Here is a 13,470-nt window from a genome sequence, read left to right as displayed (position 1 = left end):
GTCCCGCGTTGACGGGGGTCAAGGCGCCCCGCGGACCCGAAAGCCACCTACGCCCATGACGACGCGCAATCTCGACGCCCTCTTCCATCCGCAGGCCATCGCCCTGATCGGGGCGAGCAACACGCCGGGCTCCGTGGGCCAGGTGATCGCCCGCAACCTGCTGAACGCCGGTTTCGCGGGGCCGGTGCTGCCGGTGAATCCGCGGGCTTCGTCGGTGGGCTCGTCGCTCGCCTATCCCTCGGTGGACGCCCTGCCGCGTCCCGTCGACCTGGCGGTCATCGCCACGCCCGCCCCCACCGTGCCCGGACTGATCGGCGAGCTCGGCGCCCGCGGCTGCCGCGCCGCGGTGGTGATCAGCGCCGGCGTGACCGGCGAGCTGCGCCAGCAGATGCTCGACGCCTCGCGGCCGCACCTGCTGCGGATCGTCGGCCCCAACTGCCTGGGCTTCATCTCGCCGAAGGTGGGCATCAACGCCAGCTTCGCGCACCTGAACCCTGCGCCTGGCGGCCTCGCCCTGGTGGCCCAGTCGGGGGCGATCTGCGCCGCGGCGCTGGACTGGGCGCAGGCCCGCGGGGTGGGCTTCAGCCACGTGATCAGCATCGGCGACGCGGCCGACGTCGATTTCGGCGACCTGCTCGACTACCTGGCGCTCGATCCCGACACCAAGGGCATCCTGATCTACCTGGAGAGCATCACGGACGCGCGGAAGTTCATGACCGCCGGCCGGATCGCCGGGCGGGCCAAGCCGGTCGTGGTGATCAAGGCGGGCCGCACGAGCGCGGGAGCGGCGGCGGCCTTCAGCCACACGGGCGCGCTCGCCGGCGCCGATGCAGTCTACGACGCCGCCTTCCGCCGCGCGGGGATGCTGCGGGTGGGCGGCCTGCGCGAGCTGTTCGACGCGGTGACGACGCTGTCGGCCGGCCTTCGGGTGCACGGAGACCGGCTGGCCATTCTGACCAACGGCGGCGGCGCCGGCGTCATGGCCGCCGATGCGCTCGCCGACCGCGGCGGCCGCGTGGCCGAGCTCGCGCCGGAGACCATCGCCGCCATCGACCGCTTCGCGCCGGGCAACTGGTCGAAGGCCAATCCGGTGGACATCCTCGGCGACGCCAAGCCCGTGCTCTACGGCCAGGCGCTGGAGGCCCTGCTCGCCGACCGCGAGAACGACGCCATCCTGGTGATGAACTGCCCGACCGCGGTGGCCTCCTCGACGGAAGCCGCCCGGGCGGTGGTCGCGGCCGCCCCGCCCCGGCCGTTCGGGCGGCCGATCCTGACCTGCTGGCTGGGCGACCACGCGGTGACCGAGGGCCGGCGGCTGTTCGCGGGCGCCGGCCTGCCGAGCCACGAGACGCCGGACGAGGCGGTCCGCGCCTTCATGCACCTGGTGGACCACCGCCGGAACCAGGAGCTGCTGATGCAGACGCCGGCCGACCGCCCGCCCCGGGCGGCCGACGCGGCGAGCGTGCGCCAGATCATCGACGCCGCCCTCGCGGAGGGCCGCCTTGTGCTGACCGATCCCGAAGCGCGCGCGGTGCTGAAGGCCTACGGCCTGCCGGTGGTGCAGGACCGCACGGCGCGCAGCCCGGCCGAGGCCGCCGCCGCGGCCCGCGAACTCGGCGGGACGGTGGCGCTGAAGATCCTGTCGCCGGACATCAGCCACAAGTCCGACGTGGGCGGCGTGGCGCTCGAGCTGCACGGCCCCGCCGACGTGCTGGAAGCCGCCGAGGCCATGCTGGCCCGTGTGCAGGGGGTCCGGCCCGAAGCGCACATCGAAGGCTTCGTGCTCCAGCCGATGATCGACCGGCCGCACGCCCACGAGCTGCTCTGCGGCGTCGCCCAGGATCCCACCTTCGGCCCGGTGGTGCTGTTCGGCCACGGCGGGGTGACCACCGAGGTCCTGAAGGACCGCAGCATCGGCCTGCCGCCGCTCAACGACGTGCTGGCCCGCGACATGGTCCGGCGGACGCAGGTCGCCAAGCTGCTCTCCGGCTTCCGCGACCGGCCGGCGGCGGACGTCGGCGCCATCGCCGACGTGCTGGTCACGCTGGGGGAGATGGCGAGCGGCATCCCCGAACTCGCCGAACTGGACATCAACCCCCTGCTCGCCGACGAGCAGGGGGTGCTGTGCCTGGACGCCCGGATCCGCTTGCGGGCGCCGGGCGCCGCGGCGACGGCGCGCCCAGCCATCCTCCCCTATCCCCAGGCGCTGGAGCGCACGGTGACGCTTGAGGGCGGCGGCGACCTGCTGGTCCGGCCGATCCGGCCGGGCGATGCGCCGCGCATCGAGGACCTGATCGACCGCTCCACCCCCGAGGACGTGCGCCTGCGCTTCGCCTCCGGCTTCCGCCACCTGCCGCCCGGCTGGGCCGCGCGCCTGTCGCAGATCGATTACGACCGGGAGATGGCCCTGGTGGCGCAGAACGCCGACGGCGAGATCCTGGGCGTCAGCCGGATCGTTGGCGACCCCGAAGGCGAGACCGCCGAGTTCGCCATGATGGTGCGCAGCGACTGCCAGCACCGCGGCCTGGGCGGCCTGCTGCTGCGGGCGGTGCTCGATCACGCCCGGGCGCGGGGTATCAAGGAGGTCTGGGGCGACGTGGCGCGCCACAACGACCGCATGCTGGAGCTGGCGGAGAACCTCGGCTTCGGCCGCCGGGCCGGCGAGGACGTGGCCCGCGTGAAGGTGGTCAAGCGGCTGGACGTGGCGCCGCAGCCGGTCGCCTGAGGCGGAAGGGACGCCGGACCGGCCGGCCCGGCGTCCCCGCCCCGCTCAGGTCGGTTCGAGGACGGCCTCGGACCGGGCCCGCTGCCCCACGGCCTCCTTGAAGAAGGCCAGCAGGTCGGCGTTGACGATGTCGGCGTGGGTGGCGGCCAGGCCATGCGGCAGGCCGGGATAGATCTTCAGCGTGCTGTTCTTCAGCAGCTTGGCGCTCTTGGGGGCGGAGGCGGCGATCGGCACCACCTGGTCGTCGTCCCCGTGCATCACCAGCACCGGGATCTCGATGCGCTTCAGGTCCTCGGTGAAATCGGTCTCGGAGAAGACCCGGACGCAGTCGTAATGGCCCTTGATGCCCCCCATCATGCCCTGCAGCCACCACTTGTCGATCAGGCCCTGGTTCACCTTCGCGCCGGGGCGGTTGAAGCCGTAGAACGGCCCGGCCGCGACCTCGCGGTAAAACTGCGATCGGTTGTTCAGCGTGCCGTCCCGGATACCGTCGAACACCTCGATGGGCGTGCCCTCCGGATTGGTCGGGCTCTTCAGCATCACCGGCGGGATCGCGCCCAGGATGGCCGCGCCGGCCGCGCGGTCCGTCCCGTGCCGGCCGAGGTAGCGGATCACCTCGCCGCCGCCGGTGGAGTGGCCCACGTGGATGGCGTCCCGCAGGTCCAGCGCCAGCACCAGCTCGCGCAGGTCGTCGGAGTAGGTGTCCATGTCGTTGCCGGACCAGGTCTGGCTCGACCGGCCGTGGCCGCGCCGGTCGTGGGCGATGACCCGGTAGCCCCGCTCGGCGAAGAACATCATCTGGACGTCCCAGTCGTCGGCCGTCAACGGCCAGCCGTGGCTGAACACGATGGGCTGTCCCGAACCCCAGTCCTTGTAGAAGATCTGGGCGCCGTCCTTGACCGTGATGGTGGGCATCGAAGTCCTCCTTCAAGGGAGTGCTGCAGAGGCGGCGCGCGCCCCGGGTGTAAGCTTCGCTGGCGGCGCCGCCGCGCGCCGGCGGGCCGGGTCACTCTGAGCCATGCTGCGGGGCGCGACCGCTTCGCCGCCCCCCCGGGCGAGCCTCTGCGTCCGCGAAGCTGAGCCTGACCTGCGCGGCCGAGGGCCGCAACAGCGACGAACGGCTATCAGGCGGATGTGAAGGATTGTCGGGCGCAGCCGGCGGCCGGCGCCGAAAGAAAGAGCGCCCCCGCTCGGATCGGGGGCGCTCCGCCAGTCCACCCGTTCTCCGGGGGGTGGAGATCCGCTGGGACTGTGCTCGACGTCGGCAAGCATGGCCCCCGCGGGCCGGCCGCGCCTTGCGGCAGATCAAACGCCGCCGCTCAGCGCCGCTTGGCGGCCTTCGGCCGCCGTCCCCGCGCCAGCGCAAGGGCCGTAAGCCCCAGGAGGCCGGAGACCACGAGCACCCCGGCCGCGGCGTGCGCACGCCGGCCGGCGTGCACCACGTATCGGTGGAAGTGGGTCTCGTCCGCCCCCCACCAGCTCCCCGAGGGCTTGTGGAAGCCGTGGCGCGGGTGGGCCTCGGCGGCCTCACGGGCGAGGTCCGCGGCGTCGGCGGCGGTCCGCCCGGTGACCACCGCTTCCGTCTCCGGCGCCACGGCCTGCGGGTCGTCGCTCAGCCGCCAGGTCTCGCGCGTCACGTTGAACACGCGGCCGAGCGTTGATTTGCGGGACAGCGGCGTCTTGCGCCTGAGGAAGCGGTCAGGTGTGCTGGTCATGGGCAACTTCGGCTGGATCTTTCCTCAACGCACGAACGGCCGCCTCGACGCCGCCGCAGTTCCGTCCTACGGCCCGGCCATGCGACCCTTTCTCGATCTCGTGGGCGCCTCCGGCGCAACCTACCGCTTCCGTCTCTGGCCGGAGAACGAGCCCCACGTGCCGATCGCCGGGAACTACGCCTTCGTCCGCGAATCGGACGAGGGCGCGGTCGAGGTGGTCGTCCTCGGCGCCACCGAGGACCTGTCGCAGGCTCGCGCGGCGCTCGCCCGGTCGCAGCGGCGCGGCCCACTGCAGGTCTACACCCGCCTGAACGTCGCGCGCACCACCCGCGAAGCCGAGCACGCCGACCTCGCCGGGGGCTACGCCTCGGCCCGCGCCGAACCCCCGGTCGGCTGAGCCCCGTCCGCGGCGGCGCGACGCGCGGCCCGCCCGGCCCGCGCCCCCGCCCCGCGCGCCGGCACCCCCAGACGCCCGAGGCGGTCGAGCAGGCAGGCCGCGGGGGCCTCCGCCTCGCGCCGCGCCGCACCGCCGGGCGGCTGAGCCCCGCCCGCGGCGGCGCGCGGGGCGTCGCGCCCGGCCCGCGCCCGCTCCACGCGCTCCTGCACCCGCAGACGGCCGTGGCGTTCGATCAGGCTGGCCGCGGGGAACTGCGGCCTCAGCCCGCGCACGGGCGACAGGTTGCGCACGCCCCGCCGGGTCTCGCCGACGATCTCCTGAACCAGGATGCGCCGCCGCACGGTCCCCTCCTCCTGAAGGAAGGAGAGCCGGTGCAGGGCGTAGAGGCCGATGATCGCCGAGATCAGGAAGAAGAAGTCCCAATGGCTGACGTGGAGGCCGAAGAACTCCGAGACGCCCGAGGGATCGCGCCAGAGGATCTGGAAGCTCAGCTCGCGTGCGGCGTAGAAGTCCGCCGTGATGCCACCGAGGATGGGCGCCATGCCCGCCGCCGCCGAGGCGATCAGCGAGTTGGCCGCCAGGTAGGAGGTGGCGGCGTGCCGCGGCGCGAGCTTCAGCGCCGCCGCCCCCGTGGCCAGGTTCACGCCCGCCGATGCCATGCCCATGAAGGCGTGCAGCACCGATAGGTAGACGATCAGGCCCAGCCGGTCCTCGAATTCGGAGGCGAAGACCATGGCGGCGATGGCCAGAAGGAAGGCCGGCGCGGCGAGGTTCAGCACGGACTTGTTGGAGAACCGGTCCGACAGCCTGCCCCACATCCGCAGGACCACCAGGTTCGCGAACTGGCTGACCACGGTGAAGGTCATCACCCAACCCATGCCGAGGCCGAGCTGCTGGACGAAGTAGACGGTGAAGAACGGCGTCGCCGAGTTCACCGCGAACTGCCAGCTCGCCATGAAGCGGATCAGCGTGCGGAAGTTGGGATCCTTCAGCGGCGCCTTCAGCAGCTTCCAGAGCGTCTGGCGCGGCGCGGCCTCCGGCATCAGCGGCTCGGGCACCATAGAGAGGCGCCAGGTGCTGATCGCGCCGGCCACGAAGCCCGCGCCGTAGAGCAGCATGAACACCGAGCCGTCGCCCTCCCCACGGGCGGCCTTCTGCGACTGCATGGCGAAGCCGGCCGCCAGGCTGCAGAGCATGCCGATCGCCGTGGCGAAGATGGTCCGTCGCGCGAAGAAGCCGCCGAGCCGCCGCTCCGGGACGAGGTCGCGGATCCAGGAGTTCCAACTGCACGCGCAGACCGCGTTGAAGGCCGTGTGGACGATCTCGAGCACGATCAGGATGCCGAGCGCCAGGCGCTTGTCCGGGATCAGCGGCAGGATGGCGAAGATCGGCAGGGTCGCGCGGGCGACCACCAGGGCCACGATGCTGATCTGGCGGCGCGCGCGCAGCCGCTCGACCAGGCTGACCGCCGGCGCCTGCAGGATCTGGGTCCACAGCGGGATCGCCGCCAGCAGGCCGATCACGGCGTTGGTGGCGCCCAGCCAGAGCGCCAGCGCCACCAGCACCACGCCGGAGTTCAGCGCCCCCACCATGGTGGCGAAGGTCGCGTCCCACATGAGGTTGCGAAGGCCCCGCCTGAGCTCGGCCTCGTTCACGTGCGGCTGAGGGGCCAGCATGCCTGCCATGGCGGCCTCTTCCATCGATCCGGGGTAGGCCCCACGAACAGACGGGCCGGCGGCTTGTTCCCCCGCGAACCATGGTTTGCCGACCCTGTCCGGGCCCGAGCGGCCGACGCCGTTCGCGCTAGCCGCGGATCGCGAAATTGCCCACGGCGTGGGCGCATAGCGCGCCCCGGGCGTCGCGGACGTCCCCTTCGGCGTAGGCGGTCTGCCGACCGTGATGCAGCACCCGGCCCTCCGCCCGCACGAGGCCGGAGCGCAGGCTGATGGGCCTCAGATAGCTGACCTTCAGGTCGAGGGTGACCACCCCCTGCCCGTGTTCGACCACCGTGTGCACCGCCGCCCCCAGCGCGTTGTCCAGCAGGGTCGCGGCCACCCCGCCGTGCAGCATGCCGGCCAGGTTCTCGAGGTCCTCGCGCGGCTCGAGCTCGAACACGACCCGGCCGGGCTCCACCTCGCCGATGGCGAAACCCACCACGCGGGCCATGGGCGGGGGCGGAAGCCGGCCGGCCTTGATCCCCTCCAGCATCTGCAGGCCGGAGAGGCCGGCGAGCTCGGCTCGAAAGGGCTGGGGCGAGGCCCACTCGATGGTGCGGGTCCGGAGCGCCCCGTCGGCGCGGGCGGCGAGGCTCATCGGGCGGCCTCCAGCCCGAGCCGGCCGAGGATCCGGGCCCGCGCGTCGCGCAGCATCGCATAGGCGCGCTCGTCGTCCGGCTCCGCGCGGGCCAGGGCGAGCGCGCCCACCAGCTCGGCCACCAGCGAGGCGGCGTCGTCGGCGGCGTGCTCGCGTCCCGTGGCCGACAACAGCCCGGCCAGCCGGTCCTCCAGCGCCGCCACGCCCGAGGCGAAGACGGCGCGGGCAGGGTCCGGCAGACGCGGCGCATCGGCGCTCAGGAACGGCAGCGGGCATCCGGCCGTCCGCGTGTCGCGGTGCGCAGGCGACAGGTAGAAGCCGATGTAGTCGACCAGCGCCTCGCGGGGGCCGCGTCCTTCCATCGACTGGCCGACGCGCTCGGCGCTCTCCCGGAACATCTGCCGGATGCCCTCGGCGATCAGCTCGTCACGCGACTTGAAGTGGGCATAGAAGCCGCCGTGGGTCAGGCCCGCCTTGCCCATGACGTCGGCCACGCTGACCCGGTGCGGTCCGTCCTGGCGGATCGCCCGGGCCGCCTCCTTCAGCACCCGCTCGCGCGTGCGCTCCTTGTGCTGCGCGTCGTACCGCATGCTCAGCGCTCCTCTTCCGGCCGAACAAGGTCGACCGTGACAGTGGAGGACAGCCCGGGGCGCAACTGCGCCAGCTCGGCCTGTCCGGGCAGCAGCCGGATGCGCACGGGCACCCGCTGCACGATCTTGGTGAAGTTCCCCGTCCCCGGCTCGAAGGGCAGCAGCGAGAATTGCGAACCCGAGCCCGGCGCGAAGCTCTCCACCTCCCCCTTCAGCACGCGGCCGTGCAGGGCGTCGATCTTCACCTTCGCCGGCTGTCCGGGCGTCATCCGCGCCACCTGGGTCTCCTTGAAGTTCGCGGTCACGTACAGCGAGCGCAAGGGCACCACGGTCATCAACCGGCTGCCGGGCTGCACATAGTCGCCGACCTCGGCCTGGCGATCGCCGACCACGCCGTCGATCGGCGAGACCACGAGGGCGTGGCGCAGGTCCTGTCGGGCGAGGTCGAGGGCCGCCTCGGCGCGCGCCACCCGCGCCTGGGCCTTGGCCAGCGCCGCCACGAGGCTGGGGTGGCGCGCGTCGGCGGCGGCGAGCTCCTCGCGGCTCACCCGGAGCTGGGCGCGGCTCCGCTGCGCCTCCGAGGCTGCGGCCACGGCGTCGGCGCGGTAGCGGTCGAGGTCGCGGCGCGGGGCGAACCCGCGATCCGCCAGCCGCTCGAACCGGTCGCGGTCGGCCTGGGCGCGGGTGTTCTGGGCGTCGGCCGTGGCGATGGCGGTGCGCACCGCGTCCACGCCGGCGGCCGCCAGCCGCCGCTCGGCCGCCAGGGTCTCGAAGGCGGCGCGGGCGCCCAGCTCCTCGGCGCGGGCGTCCTGCAGGTCGGCCTCCGCCGAAGCCAGCCGGCTCTCGAACTCCTCGGGCGCGATCCGCACCAGCGGCTGGCCCCGCCGAACCGGCTGGTTGTGGCGGACCAGCACCTCGGCCACCAGGCCACGGACCTTGGGCGCGACTGTGGAGCTGTCGGCCTGCAGGTAGGCGTCGTCCGTGGTCACGGCCCCCTTCGGGACGCCGATCCAGGCGGCGCCGGCGGCGGCCACGGCCAGCGCCGCGCCGACCGAGACCAGGGTGCGCCGCGCCACGAGCGGCCGGCGCTCCGGCTTCGCGGTCCTGGGCGCGGTGTCGAGGAGAGCAGCGGTCACGGCAGGGCTCCGGGTCTTGCGGCAGACCTTTATATGATGCACATCATACAACGAAGCAAGCGGCTGGAGGACAAGCATGGCCGGACCCGCCTCGCCGGCCGCGCCCGCGCCGGCCCCGTTCGATCCGTCGACCCTGCCACGCGGCCGCAAGTTCCTGATCTTCGGGGTCATGGCGTTCGGCCAGTTCCTGGCCCTGATCGACATCCAGATCGTCGCCGCCTCGCTGAACAGCGTGCAGGCCGGCCTCTCCGCGGGGCCGGACGAGATAAGCTGGATCCAGACCGGCTACCTGATGGCCGAGCTGGTGATGATCCCGTTCGCGGCCTTCCTGGCGCAGGCGCTGTCCACCCGCGTGCTGTTCGCGCTTTCCGCCGGCCTGTTCACGGCGGCCAGCGCGCTGTGCGGCGCAGCCTGGGACATCGAGTCGATGATCCTCTTCCGGGTCGTCCAGGGCTTCGTCGGCGGCGCCATGGTGCCCACCGTGTTCGCCACCGGCTACGCGCTCTTCACCGGCAAGGACCGGGCCATGATCCCGGCGATCCTGGGCTCCGTCTCGGTGCTCGCGCCGACGCTGGGACCGACGCTCGGCGGGCTGCTCACCGACGCGGTGGGCTGGCGCTGGATCTTCTACATCAACGTGGTCCCGGGCATCGCAGTGGCCGCGCTCTCGCTGATGGTCATCCGGGTCGACGCGCCGAACCTCGGCATGCTCCGGCGCATCGACTACTCGCACCTGGCGGCGATGGCCGTCTTCCTCGGCGGCATCGAGTATGTCCTGGAGGAAGGGCCGCGCCGCGAGTGGCTGTCCGATCCGGCGATCGCCACGGGCGCCTGGCTGTCGCTGGTCGCCTTCCTGCTGTTCCTGGAGCGCTCGTTCCGCTCGGGGGGGCCGGTCGTGCGCCTGACCCCGTTCCGCAAGCCGACCTTCGCCTTCGCCTGTGTCTTCAACCTGGTGATCGGCTTCGGCATCTACGCCTCGACCTACCTTATCCCGGTCTACCTCGGGCGCGTGCGCGGGTTCTCCAGCGAGGAGATCGGCACGACCGTCTTCGTCACCGGCGGCGCCCAGCTCGTCTCCACCTTCCTGGTCGCGCGGCTGTCGCAGCGGGTGGACTCGCGCAAGATCATCGTCGTCGGCCTGACGCTGTTCGCCGCCAGCCTCTGGTGGACCGCGCACCTGACCAGCGAGTGGGGCTTCCGCGAACTGCTCGGCCCGCAGTTGCTGCGCGGCTTTTCGGTGATGCTGTGCATCCCGCCCAGCGTGAACCTTGCGCTCTCCGGCTTCGAGCAGGCCGAGCTGCGCTACGCCTCGGGACTGTTCAACCTGATGCGCAACCTCGGCGGCGCCATCGGCATCGCGGTGGTCAACACCATCCTGGGCGACCAGACCCGCATCCACGCCGCGCGGCTGGGCGAGACGCTCGGCCAGCCCGGGCGCGCCGCGCCCGACGTGGTGGCCGCCATGGCCCAGCGGTTCGGCGAGCTGACGCCCGACCCGGCCCACGCCCTGCTGATGGCTCAGGCGCAGCTCGGCCAGGTGGTCGCGCGCCAGGCGCTGACGCTCGCGTTCAACGAGGCCTTCCAACTCATGGCGTGGATGTTCCTCGCCGCCCTGGTGCTGGCCCCGCTCTGCAAGGCGCCGCCGCTGCCGGCCGCGGCGCCCGCAAAGCCGTGAGGATCAGGCCGACTGGGTGTTGTCAGGCAGGCCGAGGATGCGCTTGGAGATGATGTTGTTCTGGATCTCGGCCGAGCCGCCGTAGATCGACATCGCCTTGCCCCAGAGCCAGCTCCGGACCGCCTCGGTCTCCTCCTCCGAGAAGGCCTCGCCCTCCCAGCCGAGTCCCTGGTGGCCCATGATCTCGATCAGCAGCTCGGCGCGGGCCTGGCTGACGCTGGTGGCCGAGTTCTTCAGCACCGAGGCGGCGTTGGTCGCCCCGTTGCCCTTGGACTCCGCCGCGGCGCGCTGGAGCGTCAGCCCGTGGACGCGGGCGTCCATCAGGTGCCGGTTGATCCGCGCCCGCAGATCGCCGTCGGCGATGCGGCCCTGCTCGTCCACGCCGACGTAGCGTTTGGCGATGTCCTGCAGCGGCGCGGCCTTGCCGCCCATGGCCGCGCCGGTCTGGCTGGCCCGCTCGTGCTGCAGCAGCCGCTTGCCGACCGTCCAGCCCTCGTTGAGCTTGCCGAGCACCGCGTCCTTCGGGGCCACGGCGTCGGTGAAGAAGGTCTCGCAGAAGGGCGAGGCGCCGCTGATCAGGCTGATGGGCCGCGGCTCGACGCCGGGCTGGTGCATGTCGATCAGGATGAAGGTGATGCCCTCGTGCTTCTTGGCCGAGGGATCGGTGCGGACCAGCGCGCCGCACCAGTCCGACCACTGGGCGCCCGACGTCCACGTCTTTTGCCCGTTGATCTTCCAGTGGTCCCCGGCGTCCTCGCAGCGCATCTGCAGGCTGGCCAGGTCCGAGCCGGCGTTCGGCTCGGAGTAGCCGACGCACCAGCGCACCTCGCCGCGCACGATCGGCGGGATGTGCTTCTTCTTCTGCTCTTCGGTGCCGAAATCGAGGATCGTCGGGCCGATCATCGTCACGCCCATCCCGAAGGTCAGCGGGTTGAAGGCGCCGGCGCGGGCCATCTCCTGCTGCAGGACGCGGGCCTGGGCGTTGCTGAGGCCGCCGCCGCCGTACTCGGTCGGCCAGGTGGGCGTGCCCCATCCCTTGGCCCCCATCCGCTCCTTCCAGAGCGCCAGGTCGCCCTCGGCCTTCAGCCCCTCCATCATCGCCATGGCGAGGCCGGCCTTCCCCTCCAGGCTCTTGGGGAAGTTCTCCGCAAGCCAGCCGCGGGCTTCCGCCCGGAAGGCCTCGAGGTCCACGTCGCCGCCGAAATCCGCCATCTCAACTCCCTTTCCGCGTTCCGTCCGCGGTTGTTCGGGAAGGAGGCTAGACACCCGCCGCAACGTCAGTCCAGCGCCTGTACGCCGTGGCGTGCCGGCGCAGGCGGCGGCCTATTCGGCGGCGACGCCGTAGCCGGTGGAGAGCCGCTGGGACGCCTGCTTCAGGGCGTCGATGGCCTCGTCCACCTCGCGGCGCTGGGCCTCGAGCTCGGCGATCCGCTGCCGGAAGATGCTGAGCGCCTTGGCGTTCTGCGCCGCCTCTCCCTGTTCCTCGTAGAGATCGAGAATGTCGCGGATCTGGGCCAGCGACAGCCCGACCCGGCGGCCGCGCACGATCAGCGCCAGCCGCGCCCGGTCCTTGTAGGAATAGACCCGCTGCATCTCCCGACGGCTCGGGAAGACCAGGCCCTGCTCCTCGTAGAATCGGAGGGCGCGGGCGGTGACCCCGAACTCCCGGCAGAGCTGGGTGATCGAATAGGTCCGGTACGGCGGACGGCGCAGGTTGGGTCGCATCATGGTCGTCTCCTTCAGAGTCCCAACACCAGACGGGCGATGATGTCGCGCTGGATTTCATTGGAGCCGCCGTAGATCGAGGCGGCCCGGTTGTTCAGGTATCGCGGCATTGCGGTGAGGCTGTGGCGGGGGCCGACCGGCTCCACATTGGCGCCCGGCTCGCGCGCCTGCGGCTGGTCCACGGCGGCGTAGGACCCGGCCGCCTCGATGGACAGCTCGTCGATCCGCTGCATGGCCTCCGTGCCGTTGATCTTCAGCATCGAGGACGCCGGTCCGGGGTTCTTGCCGCTGGCGAGCGCCGACAGCACCCGCCGCTCCGAGATGTCGATGGCGAGGGCGGCGATCTCCGCCTCGGCCAGCCGGCGGCGATGGTCCGCGCTCACGGCCCCCTCGCCGATGGCCCGCGCCCGCTCCAGCGCCACGTAGAGCCCCGGCGCCGAGCCGCCGCCGCGCTCGAACTCCAGGAGGTGCTTGGCCACCGTCCAGCCCTGGTTCTCCTCGCCCACGCGGTTGGCCTTCGGCGCCCGCACGGCGTCGAAGAAGACCTGGTTCACCTCGTGCTCGCCGGCGAGCGTGATGATCGGCTGCACCGTGATCCCAGGCGAGGCCATGTCGAGCAGCAGGAAGGTGATCCCCGCCTGCGGCTTCCCCTCGCTGCTGGTCCGCACGAGGCAGAACATCCGGTTCGCGAACTGGGCGTGGGTCGTCCAGATTTTTGACCCCGACAGGACGTAGTGGTCGCCGTCGCTCTCGGCGCGCAACTGCAGCGAGGCGAGGTCCGATCCGGAGCCCGGCTCGGAATAGCCCTGGCACCAGTAGTCTTCGCCCGACAGGATCCGCGGCAGGTAGTGCGCCTTCTGCTCGGCCGTCCCGAAGGCCATCAGCACTGGCCCCACCATCCTGAGGCCCATGGGCGCGAGCGGCGGCGCCCCGGCCCGCGCGCACTCGGCCGCGAAGATGTAGCGCTGCATCTCGGTCCAGCCCGGGCCGCCGTATTCCCGGGGCCAGGACGGAGCGGCCCAGCCGCGGGCGTTCAGGATCCGCTGCCACGGCAGGGTGTGCTTCGGATCGCAGAACACGCTGGTGGTCAGCCGCCCCGCTTCGCGAAGCTCCGGCGTCAGCTCCGCGTCCAGGAAGGCGCGGACCTCGTCCCGGAACGCCAGGTCTTCGGCGGTAAGGTCGAGGTCCACGCCC

12 protein-coding genes are annotated in these 13,470 nt (G+C 72.3%); 3 read left to right on the top strand and 9 right to left on the bottom strand.

The annotated features are described in order from the left end of the window. Positions 1-55: 55 nt before the first annotated feature. Entirely contained in the window at positions 56-2,725 is a 2,670-nt protein-coding gene (locus ACE3Q8_RS09385; protein ID WP_374470011.1) for a GNAT family N-acetyltransferase, read from the top strand. Between the two features lie 45 nt (positions 2,726-2,770). Here the strand turns inward: ACE3Q8_RS09385 and ACE3Q8_RS09380 are convergent, their stop codons facing one another. Both ACE3Q8_RS09380 and ACE3Q8_RS09375 read right to left on the bottom strand, forming a co-directional pair. Beyond that, complete coding sequence (locus ACE3Q8_RS09380; RefSeq protein ID WP_374470010.1) at positions 2,771-3,640, bottom strand: alpha/beta fold hydrolase; 870 nt, start codon at positions 3,638-3,640, stop codon at positions 2,771-2,773. Positions 3,641-4,044: 404 nt separating this feature from the next. Then, positions 4,045-4,440, bottom strand: coding sequence for a hypothetical protein (locus tag ACE3Q8_RS09375; protein WP_374470009.1), 396 nt, complete (start codon positions 4,438-4,440; stop codon positions 4,045-4,047). Here ACE3Q8_RS09375 and ACE3Q8_RS09370 point away from each other — a divergent pair. Further along, positions 4,439-4,837 (top strand): hypothetical protein, encoded by a 399-nt coding sequence (locus tag ACE3Q8_RS09370; protein ID WP_374470008.1) that lies wholly within the window; start codon positions 4,439-4,441, stop codon positions 4,835-4,837. The two genes, ACE3Q8_RS09375 and ACE3Q8_RS09370, sit on opposite strands and share 2 nt — an antisense overlap. Here the strand turns inward: ACE3Q8_RS09370 and ACE3Q8_RS09365 are convergent. From ACE3Q8_RS09365 to ACE3Q8_RS09350, 4 genes are all read right to left on the bottom strand, one after another. After that, positions 4,801-6,522: an MFS transporter gene (locus tag ACE3Q8_RS09365; protein ID WP_374470007.1), complete on the bottom strand. Its 1,722-nt coding sequence runs from the start codon at positions 6,520-6,522 to the stop codon at positions 4,801-4,803. The genes ACE3Q8_RS09370 and ACE3Q8_RS09365 overlap by 37 nt on opposite strands. 118 nt (positions 6,523-6,640) lie before the next feature. Continuing rightward, positions 6,641-7,150 (bottom strand): PaaI family thioesterase, encoded by a 510-nt coding sequence (locus ACE3Q8_RS09360; RefSeq protein ID WP_374470006.1) that lies wholly within the window; start codon positions 7,148-7,150, stop codon positions 6,641-6,643. Beyond that, the gene (locus ACE3Q8_RS09355) at positions 7,147-7,740 is read right to left on the bottom strand and encodes a TetR/AcrR family transcriptional regulator (protein ID WP_374470005.1); all 594 of its coding nucleotides are present in this window, start codon (positions 7,738-7,740) and stop codon (positions 7,147-7,149) included. Before ACE3Q8_RS09355 ends, ACE3Q8_RS09360 begins: the two co-directional genes overlap by 4 nt. Before the next feature lie 2 nt (positions 7,741-7,742). Next, the gene (locus ACE3Q8_RS09350) at positions 7,743-8,876 is read right to left on the bottom strand and encodes an HlyD family secretion protein (RefSeq protein WP_374470004.1); all 1,134 of its coding nucleotides are present in this window, start codon (positions 8,874-8,876) and stop codon (positions 7,743-7,745) included. A 76-nt stretch (positions 8,877-8,952) separates the two neighbouring features. Between ACE3Q8_RS09350 and ACE3Q8_RS09345 the strand changes: the two genes are divergently transcribed. Next, positions 8,953-10,551 carry a DHA2 family efflux MFS transporter permease subunit gene (locus ACE3Q8_RS09345; RefSeq protein WP_374470003.1) on the top strand — a complete coding sequence of 533 codons (1,599 nt, stop codon included), beginning with the start codon at positions 8,953-8,955 and terminating at the stop codon, positions 10,549-10,551. Positions 10,552-10,554: 3 nt separating this feature from the next. Here ACE3Q8_RS09345 and ACE3Q8_RS09340 read toward each other — a convergent pair whose 3' ends face one another. The 3 genes from ACE3Q8_RS09340 to ACE3Q8_RS09330 form a co-directional block, all read right to left on the bottom strand. Further along, positions 10,555-11,763 carry an acyl-CoA dehydrogenase family protein gene (locus tag ACE3Q8_RS09340; protein WP_374470002.1) on the bottom strand — a complete coding sequence of 403 codons (1,209 nt, stop codon included), beginning with the start codon at positions 11,761-11,763 and terminating at the stop codon, positions 10,555-10,557. A gap of 111 nt (positions 11,764-11,874) precedes the next feature. Continuing rightward, the gene (locus ACE3Q8_RS09335; RefSeq protein ID WP_374470001.1) at positions 11,875-12,279 is read right to left on the bottom strand and encodes a MerR family DNA-binding transcriptional regulator; all 405 of its coding nucleotides are present in this window, start codon (positions 12,277-12,279) and stop codon (positions 11,875-11,877) included. A gap of 11 nt (positions 12,280-12,290) precedes the next feature. Then, complete coding sequence (locus tag ACE3Q8_RS09330) at positions 12,291-13,466, bottom strand: acyl-CoA dehydrogenase family protein (RefSeq protein ID WP_374470000.1); 1,176 nt, start codon at positions 13,464-13,466, stop codon at positions 12,291-12,293. Positions 13,467-13,470 lie beyond the last annotated feature (4 nt).

This window comes from Phenylobacterium sp., from assembly GCF_041913825.1.
In the GTDB taxonomy this organism is placed as follows: domain Bacteria; phylum Pseudomonadota; class Alphaproteobacteria; order Caulobacterales; family Caulobacteraceae; genus Phenylobacterium.
The sequence above is the reverse complement of the archived record's forward strand: the minus strand, read 5'-3'. Positions and strand labels throughout refer to the sequence as shown.

What these genes read in the sequence shown, in the direction of transcription:
- ACE3Q8_RS09385 (WP_374470011.1), top strand. Translation starts at nt 56, where the DNA reads ATGACGACGCGCAATCTCGACGCCCTCTTCCATCCGCAGGCCATCGCC.
- ACE3Q8_RS09380 (WP_374470010.1), bottom strand. Translation starts at nt 3,640, where the DNA reads ATGCCCACCATCACGGTCAAGGACGGCGCCCAGATCTTCTACAAGGAC.
- ACE3Q8_RS09370 (WP_374470008.1), top strand. Translation starts at nt 4,439, where the DNA reads ATGGGCAACTTCGGCTGGATCTTTCCTCAACGCACGAACGGCCGCCTC.
- ACE3Q8_RS09375 (WP_374470009.1), bottom strand. Translation starts at nt 4,440, where the DNA reads ATGACCAGCACACCTGACCGCTTCCTCAGGCGCAAGACGCCGCTGTCC.
- ACE3Q8_RS09365 (WP_374470007.1), bottom strand. Translation starts at nt 6,522, where the DNA reads ATGGCAGGCATGCTGGCCCCTCAGCCGCACGTGAACGAGGCCGAGCTC.
- ACE3Q8_RS09360 (WP_374470006.1), bottom strand. Translation starts at nt 7,150, where the DNA reads ATGAGCCTCGCCGCCCGCGCCGACGGGGCGCTCCGGACCCGCACCATC.
- ACE3Q8_RS09355 (WP_374470005.1), bottom strand. Translation starts at nt 7,740, where the DNA reads ATGCGGTACGACGCGCAGCACAAGGAGCGCACGCGCGAGCGGGTGCTG.
- ACE3Q8_RS09345 (WP_374470003.1), top strand. Translation starts at nt 8,953, where the DNA reads ATGGCCGGACCCGCCTCGCCGGCCGCGCCCGCGCCGGCCCCGTTCGAT.
- ACE3Q8_RS09340 (WP_374470002.1), bottom strand. Translation starts at nt 11,763, where the DNA reads ATGGCGGATTTCGGCGGCGACGTGGACCTCGAGGCCTTCCGGGCGGAA.
- ACE3Q8_RS09335 (WP_374470001.1), bottom strand. Translation starts at nt 12,279, where the DNA reads ATGATGCGACCCAACCTGCGCCGTCCGCCGTACCGGACCTATTCGATC.